6 protein-coding genes are annotated in these 6085 nt (G+C 75.3%); 1 reads left to right on the forward strand and 5 read right to left on the reverse strand.

The genetic code is table 11. From position 1 onward, the window contains the following. The first annotated feature begins 59 nt into the window (after window positions 1-59). Window positions 60-1622 (forward strand): glycoside hydrolase family 3 protein, encoded by a 1563-nt coding sequence (locus ACFUC1_RS12150; RefSeq protein ID WP_379120026.1) that lies wholly within the window; start codon window positions 60-62, stop codon window positions 1620-1622. A gap of 62 nt (window positions 1623-1684) precedes the next feature. Here ACFUC1_RS12150 and ACFUC1_RS12155 read toward each other — a convergent pair whose 3' ends face one another. The 5 genes from ACFUC1_RS12155 to grpE all read right to left on the reverse strand — a co-directional run. Further along, window positions 1685-2020, reverse strand: coding sequence for a ribonuclease E inhibitor RraB (locus ACFUC1_RS12155; protein ID WP_379120028.1), 336 nt, complete (start codon window positions 2018-2020; stop codon window positions 1685-1687). 47 nt (window positions 2021-2067) lie between these two features. Next, window positions 2068-3798, reverse strand: a complete 1731-nt coding sequence (locus tag ACFUC1_RS12160; RefSeq protein ID WP_379120031.1) for a formate--tetrahydrofolate ligase — start codon at window positions 3796-3798, stop codon at window positions 2068-2070. 157 nt (window positions 3799-3955) lie between these two features. After that, window positions 3956-4414: a heat shock protein transcriptional repressor HspR gene (locus ACFUC1_RS12165; RefSeq protein WP_379120033.1), complete on the reverse strand. Its 459-nt coding sequence runs from the start codon at window positions 4412-4414 to the stop codon at window positions 3956-3958. Window positions 4415-4416: 2 nt separating this feature from the next. Then, entirely contained in the window at window positions 4417-5430 is a 1014-nt protein-coding gene (locus tag ACFUC1_RS12170; RefSeq protein ID WP_379120035.1) for a DnaJ C-terminal domain-containing protein, read from the reverse strand. Between the two features lie 62 nt (window positions 5431-5492). Further along, window positions 5493-6085, reverse strand: a 593-nt coding sequence (gene grpE, locus ACFUC1_RS12175) for a nucleotide exchange factor GrpE (RefSeq protein WP_379120037.1), incomplete at its 5' end; no start/stop codon positions are given.

Genomic DNA, 6085 nt, shown 5'->3' on the forward strand with positions numbered 1-6085 from the left:
TCCTGTCCGGGCCCCGCCGTGTCCGCCCGCGTGGCCCCACGCCTCCGTAGAGTGCGGCCATGTCGCTGGCGTCACGCTCCCCCGACCTGGCCCGACTCGCCCTCGCCGTCGTGCAACCGGGCTTCGTCGGCGAGACCGCCCCGCCGTGGCTGCTGGCCAGGCTCGAGCAGGGCCTGGGCGGGGTGGCGCTTTTCGGGCGGAACATCGTCGACCCGTCGCAGGTGGCCCGGCTGACGGCCCAGGTCCACGAGGCGAACCCGGCCGCGCTCGTTGCGGTCGACGAGGAGGGCGGCGACGTCACCCGGCTCGAGCACCGGACCGGCTCGTCCTGGCCGGGGAACCTCGCGCTCGGTGCGGTCGACGACGTCGACCTCACCCAGCGGGTCGCCGCCGAGATCGGGCGGGAGCTCGCCGCCGCCGGGATCGACCTCGACTACGCCCCTGACGCGGACGTCAACGTCGAGGCTTCGAACCCGGTCATCGGCGTGCGCAGCTTCGGGTCGGACCCTGCGCTGGTGGCCCGCCACACGGCGGCGTGGGTGCGCGGCCTGCAGTCGGCCGGCGTCCTCGCCTGCGCCAAGCACTTCCCCGGCCACGGAGGCACCCGCGTCGACAGCCACCTCGACGTGCCGGTCGTCGACGTGCAGGACCCCGCGCACGACCCCGCGCTCGCGCCGTTCCGTGCGGCCGCGGACGCCGGCGTCGCCGCGGTCATGAGCGCCCACATCCGCCTGCCCGTGCTGGACGACCGGCCGGCCACGCTCGTCCCGGCGGTGATGACCGGGCTGCTGCGCGACACCCTGGGGTTCCACGGGCTCGCGATCTCGGACGGGCTGGAGATGGGCGCCGTCGCCCGCACGGTCGGCCTCGCCGAGGGTGCCGTGCTGGCCCTCGCCGCCGGGGTCGACGCCCTGTGCATCGGCGGCGACACCGCCGGCGTCGAGACGCTCGACCTCGTCGTCGACGCCATCGTCGACGCCGTGCACGCGGGCCGGCTCGGCGAGGAGCGCCTCGCGCAGGCCGCGGCCCGGGTGGGCGAGGCCGCAACGCTGCGTGACGCCCTGCGAGACCGCGCCGACCGCGCCAGTCGCGCCGACCGGACCGACCCCGCCCGGGGGGCCGAGGCGATGGTCCTGACGAGAAGCGGGGCGCACGAGGCCGGCCGCGAGGCGGCGGCCCGGTCGCTGCAGGTGCGCGGCGAGGTCGTCGCCTCGGAGCAGCCGCCCGTGCTGCTGGTCCTCGAGGCGGGGACGAACATCGCCGTCGGGTCGGAGACGCCGGTGGGGGTGGTCACGGCCGCCCGCCGGCGCTGGCCGGGGGTGGAGGTGCACCGACTCGGCGAGACCGACGACGTCGCATCGGCCGCCGGGGCCGCGTGGGCGGCCGAGGGGACGCCCGCGCCCGGCCGGCCGCTCTGGCTCGTGGTGCGCGACCCGCACCGGTACGCCTGGATGGACGAGGCCGTACGGACCGTCGTGGCGACGCGGCCGGACACTGTGGTCGTCGACACGGGGTGGCCCGGGTGGGAGCCGCCCGCAGGGACGACCCACGTCGTCACCCACGGCGCGTCGTGGGCCGCCGGCGAGGCGGTGGTGGCGCGCCTGTCCGGCGACTCGGCCTGAGGGGCCGCCCGGGCCGCCCCGTGCCGGCTCGGCTGGCCGGCAGCCCGCCCGACGGGCCGCCCCTAGGCGGGTGTCGTCTCCGCCGGGCCGGGCGCGTCGGCGCGGTGTGCCACCACACCGGGCGGCGTCGACCAGCCGTCGGGCTCGGGGTCGTACCAGCCGTCGTGCTCCTCGACGAGCGCCGTGAACCGGTCGCGCAGGCCGCCCTCGACCGGCCCCGACTCGTCGGCAACCATCTCCTCGACGACGTGGACGCCCCACTCGTGCGACTCCGAGTCGTCCTCGCCCGCGAGCGCCTCGCGCACGACGCGCACCTCGGTGAAACCCTCGTCGCGCAGCTCCGCCGCCACCTGCTCGGCGACGTCGCGCTCGGGGAAGACCAGGAGGTGCTCGCTCATGCCCCGAGTATGCCGCGGGGCGACGGAGTCGGCCGGTCAGCGTGCCGTCAGAACAGTCCGACGACCTCGCCGTCCTCGTCGAGGTCGATCGACGCGGCCGCCGGGTTCCTCGGCAGGCCGGGCATGGTGCGCATCTCGCCGCTGATGGCGTACACGTAGCCGGCACCGGCCGCTGCCCGCACCTCGCGCACCGGCAGGCGCCACCCCGTGGGGGCGCCAATGAGCGAGGGGTCGGACGAGATCGACAGGTGGGTCTTGGCGATGACGACGGGGAACCCGCCGTACCCCAGCACCTCGAACCGCTCGAGGTCCTTCGCCGCCGTCGGCGAGAAGTCGACCCCGTCGGCGCCGTAGACCTTCGTCGCGACGGCCTCGATCTTGTCCCGCAGGGTGTCGTCGAGCTCGTAGGTGAACCGGAGCTCGTGCGGCTCGGCGCACGCGGCGACGACGGCCTCGGCCAGGTCGAGCGCACCCTTGCCGCCGTCGGTCACGTGGGTGGAGACGGCGACTCGCGCACCCTCGGCCTCGGCAACCTCACGGACCACGGCGTGCTCGGACTCGAAGTCGGTCGGGAACGCGTTGACCGCCACCACCGGCGACAGCCCGAACGACCGCACGATCTCGAGGTGGCGGCGCATGTTGTCGGCGCCGGCACGGACCGCCCGCGGGCTCTCGTGCAGCATCTCCGGCGGCAGCGGCTTCCCGGCCACGACGGAGTAGTTGCCGGAGTGCGCCTTGAGCGACCGGACGGTCGCCACCAGCACGGCCGCGTCGGGCCGCAGCCCGGAGACGCGGCACTTGAGGTTGACGAACCGCTCGGCCCCCATGTCCGAGCCGAAGCCCGCCTCGGTCAGCAGGTAGTCGCCGGTGTGGATGCCGAGGTGGTCGGCGACCACCGACGAGTTGCCGGTCGCGATGTTGCCGAACGGGCCGGTGTGCACCAGCACCGGCGTGTTCTCGGTGGTCTGCAGGAGGTTCGGCTTCAGCGCGTCCTTGAGGATGACGGCCATCGCCCCCGCGGCCCGGACGTCGTCCGCGGTCACCGGCCGCCCGGCATACGTGAAGCCCACGACGATCCGGCCCAGCCGCTCGCGCAGGTCGCGCAGCGACGTCGACAGCCCGAGGACCACCATGACCTCGCTGGCGGCCGTGATGTCGAAGCCGCTCTGCCGCGGCACGCCGTCGATGCGCGCGCCGAGGCCCTCGACGATGTTGCGCAGGGCGCGGTCGTTGACGTCCAGCACCCGCCGCCAGGCGATGCTCCGGGGGTCGAGGCCGAGCTCGTTGCCGTGGTGCAGGGAGCTGTCGACCATCGCGGCGAGCAGGTTGTGGGCCGCCGTGACCGCGTGGAAGTCGCCGGTGAGGTGCAGGTTGAGCTGCTCCATCGGCAGCACCTGGCTGTGGCCGGCGCCCGCCGCGCCACCCTTGATGCCGAACGTCGGGCCCATCGACGGCTGCCGCAGCGCCAGGGTCGCGCGGTGGCCGAGCAGCGAGAGCCCCTGGGCCAGGCCGACGGCCGTCGTGGTCTTGCCCTCACCGAGCGGCGTCGGCGTGATGGCGGTGACGACGACATACCGCGCGGGCGGGCGGTCGGCCAGGTGGCGAACGGCCGCCAGGTCGACCTTGGCGACGTGGCGGCCGTAGGGCTCCAGGTGCTCCAGCGGTATGCCGGCGGCGCGCGCCACCTCCTCGACCGGCTGGAGGTGCGCCGCCCGCGCGATGGCGAGGTCGGTGCTGGCTGGTGGCGGCGAGGACGAGGCTCGCGAGGACGTGGACACACCGACACTGTCCGTCCGGCAGGGGCGTAGCGGCAGGGCCCTTCGTCCGTGGTGTCCAGGGGGTCGTCCGTGGTGTCCCGCGTCAGCAGTGGTGCCGGGGGTCAGCAGTGACGCCGCGGGCCAGCCGTCGTGTCGCGGGTCAGCCTGGTGGGCCCGGTCAGCGGGGGTCGGGGCGCCAGACGACGAGCGCCTGCGAGCGCTCGGGGCGCACCCGCTGGCCGGCCCGCAGGGCGTACACCTCACCGCTCGGGCCGACCGCGAAGACGCGGGTGCCCGGGCCGCCGTAGCCGGCCGCCGCCCGGGCCTCGTCGAGCTCGGCCCGCAGCTCGCGCACCCGCGACTGCAGGGCCGAGACCTGGTCCTCGAGGGCGAGGATGCGCTGGATGCCGGCGAGGCTGATGCCCTCGTCCTGCGACAGCCGCTGCACCTCGCGCAGGAGGGCGACGTCGCGCCCGGAGTAGCGGCGGCCACCACCCCGGGTGCGCGACGGGCGCACCAGTCCGAGCCGGTCGTACTGGCGCAGCGTCTGGGCGTGCATGCCGGCGAGCGCGGCGGCGACCGAGATCACGAAGATCGGCGCGTCGTCGTCGGGCCGGAACTCGGGCTCGGTCGCCATGCTCACCTCCGCGCCTTCTCGAAGAGCTCGGCGCGCGGGTCGTGCCCGCCGTCGAGCTCGCGCAGCGTCTCCACCGCGGCCTTCGCCTCGTCGGACAGCCGCTGCGGCACCACGATCGCCACCTTGGCCATGAGGTCGCCCGGGCTGTCCTTGCGCGGCACCCCGCGACCCTTGACCCGCAGCACCCGACCGCTCGGGGTCCCGGGCGCGATCCGCACCTTGACGGGCTCGCCGTCGAGGGTCGGCACCGACACGGTCGCACCGAGCGCTGCCTCGGCGAACGTCACGGGCAGGTCGACGGTGAGGTTGTCGCCCTCCCGCCCGAAGACCGGGTGCCTCTCCACGGTGATGGTGAGGATGAGGTCGCCGGCGGCAGCGCCCGAGTCACCCGGCTGGCCCTTGCCGCGCAGCCGGATCTTCTGCCCGTCCTTGACCCCGGCAGGGATGCGCGTGGTGATCTGGCCGCCACCCGAGGTGCCGAGCGTCACGGTCGCGCCGTTGACGGCGTCGCGGAACGACAGCGTGGTGCGTGCCGTGAGGTCGGCGCCCTTGCGCGGGCCGGTCGGCGCGCGGAACCCGGTACCGCCGTATGCCGGGCCGCCGCCCCCGAACATGCCGCCGAGGATGTCCTCGAGGTCGGGCTGGCCGCCGCCACCGGTGGAGTACCGTACGCGGGCGCCGCCCGGGCCGGCGCCCCCGCCGAACATCGAGGAGAAGATGTCCTCGAAGCCGCCGGTGCTCGCGCCGCCCGGGCCGCCGGCGGTGAACCGGGCACCGCCCCGGGCCATCTGGCGGATGGCGTCGTACTCACGGCGCTTCTCCGGGTCGGACAGGACCGAGTGGGCCTCACCGATGTCCTTGAAGCGCTGCTCGGCCGCGGTGTCCCCGGGGTTCTGGTCGGGGTGGTGCTTGCGGGCGAGCTTGCGGTACGCCTTCTTGATCGCCGCCTCGTCAGCGTCCTGGGGGACGCCGAGGATCGCGTAGAAGTCCTTCTCGAACCAGTCCTGGCTGGCCATGACGTCCTCCTCTCAGCGGGACGGGGTGGGGAATCGTACTGAGGTCGTGCCCGCCGCCGGGGTCACTCGGGGTCGGCGACCGCGACGCGGGCGGCGCGCAGGACCTGCTCGCCCGCGCGGTAGCCGGGCTGCAGGACCTGGACGACCGTGGTCGAGTCGCCCGTCACCGAGCCGTCGGACGGCCACGCCGCGTGCATGAGCGCCTCGTGCAGGTTGGGGTCGAACTCCTCCCCCACCGCGCCGTAGCGCTCGAGGCCGAACCGGCCCAGCGTCGACTCGAGCTTGTCCGCGATCTTGGCGAACGGGCCGTCGGCGAGGTCGCCGTGCTCGCGCGCGGCCGAGATGTCGTCGAGCACCGGCAGCAGCGTCTCGAGCACGTCGCGGACGGCGCGCTCCTGCACGACCGCGCGGTCGCGGTCGACGCGCCGCTTGTAGTTGACGTACTCGGCCTGCAGCCGCTGCAGGTCGGTCAGCCGCTCGGCGGCCAGGGCCGTGTCCGGGTGGACCTCGGAGCCCTCGGCGCCAGCCGCCCCGCCCTCGCCCGCCTCCCCGGTGGCCGAGCCGCCCGTCGCGGCCTCGCCGGCCGGCTGCTGATTCGCGACGGCGGCCTGCTCGGCGGCCGCCGCCTCGGCGGTGGGGGGCTCGAACTCCTCCG

The organism is Pedococcus sp. NPDC057267 (genome assembly GCF_042668795.1).
Taxonomy (GTDB): domain Bacteria; phylum Actinomycetota; class Actinomycetes; order Actinomycetales; family Dermatophilaceae; genus Pedococcus.

Excerpts from the sequence above, each read along its gene's own strand:
- ACFUC1_RS12165 (WP_379120033.1), bottom strand. The coding sequence starts at position 4,414 with ATGGCGACCGAGCCCGAGTTCCGGCCCGACGACGACGCGCCGATCTTC.
- ACFUC1_RS12155 (WP_379120028.1), bottom strand. The coding sequence starts at position 2,020 with ATGAGCGAGCACCTCCTGGTCTTCCCCGAGCGCGACGTCGCCGAGCAG.
- ACFUC1_RS12170 (WP_379120035.1), bottom strand. The coding sequence starts at position 5,430 with ATGGCCAGCCAGGACTGGTTCGAGAAGGACTTCTACGCGATCCTCGGC.
- ACFUC1_RS12150 (WP_379120026.1), top strand. The coding sequence starts at position 60 with ATGTCGCTGGCGTCACGCTCCCCCGACCTGGCCCGACTCGCCCTCGCC.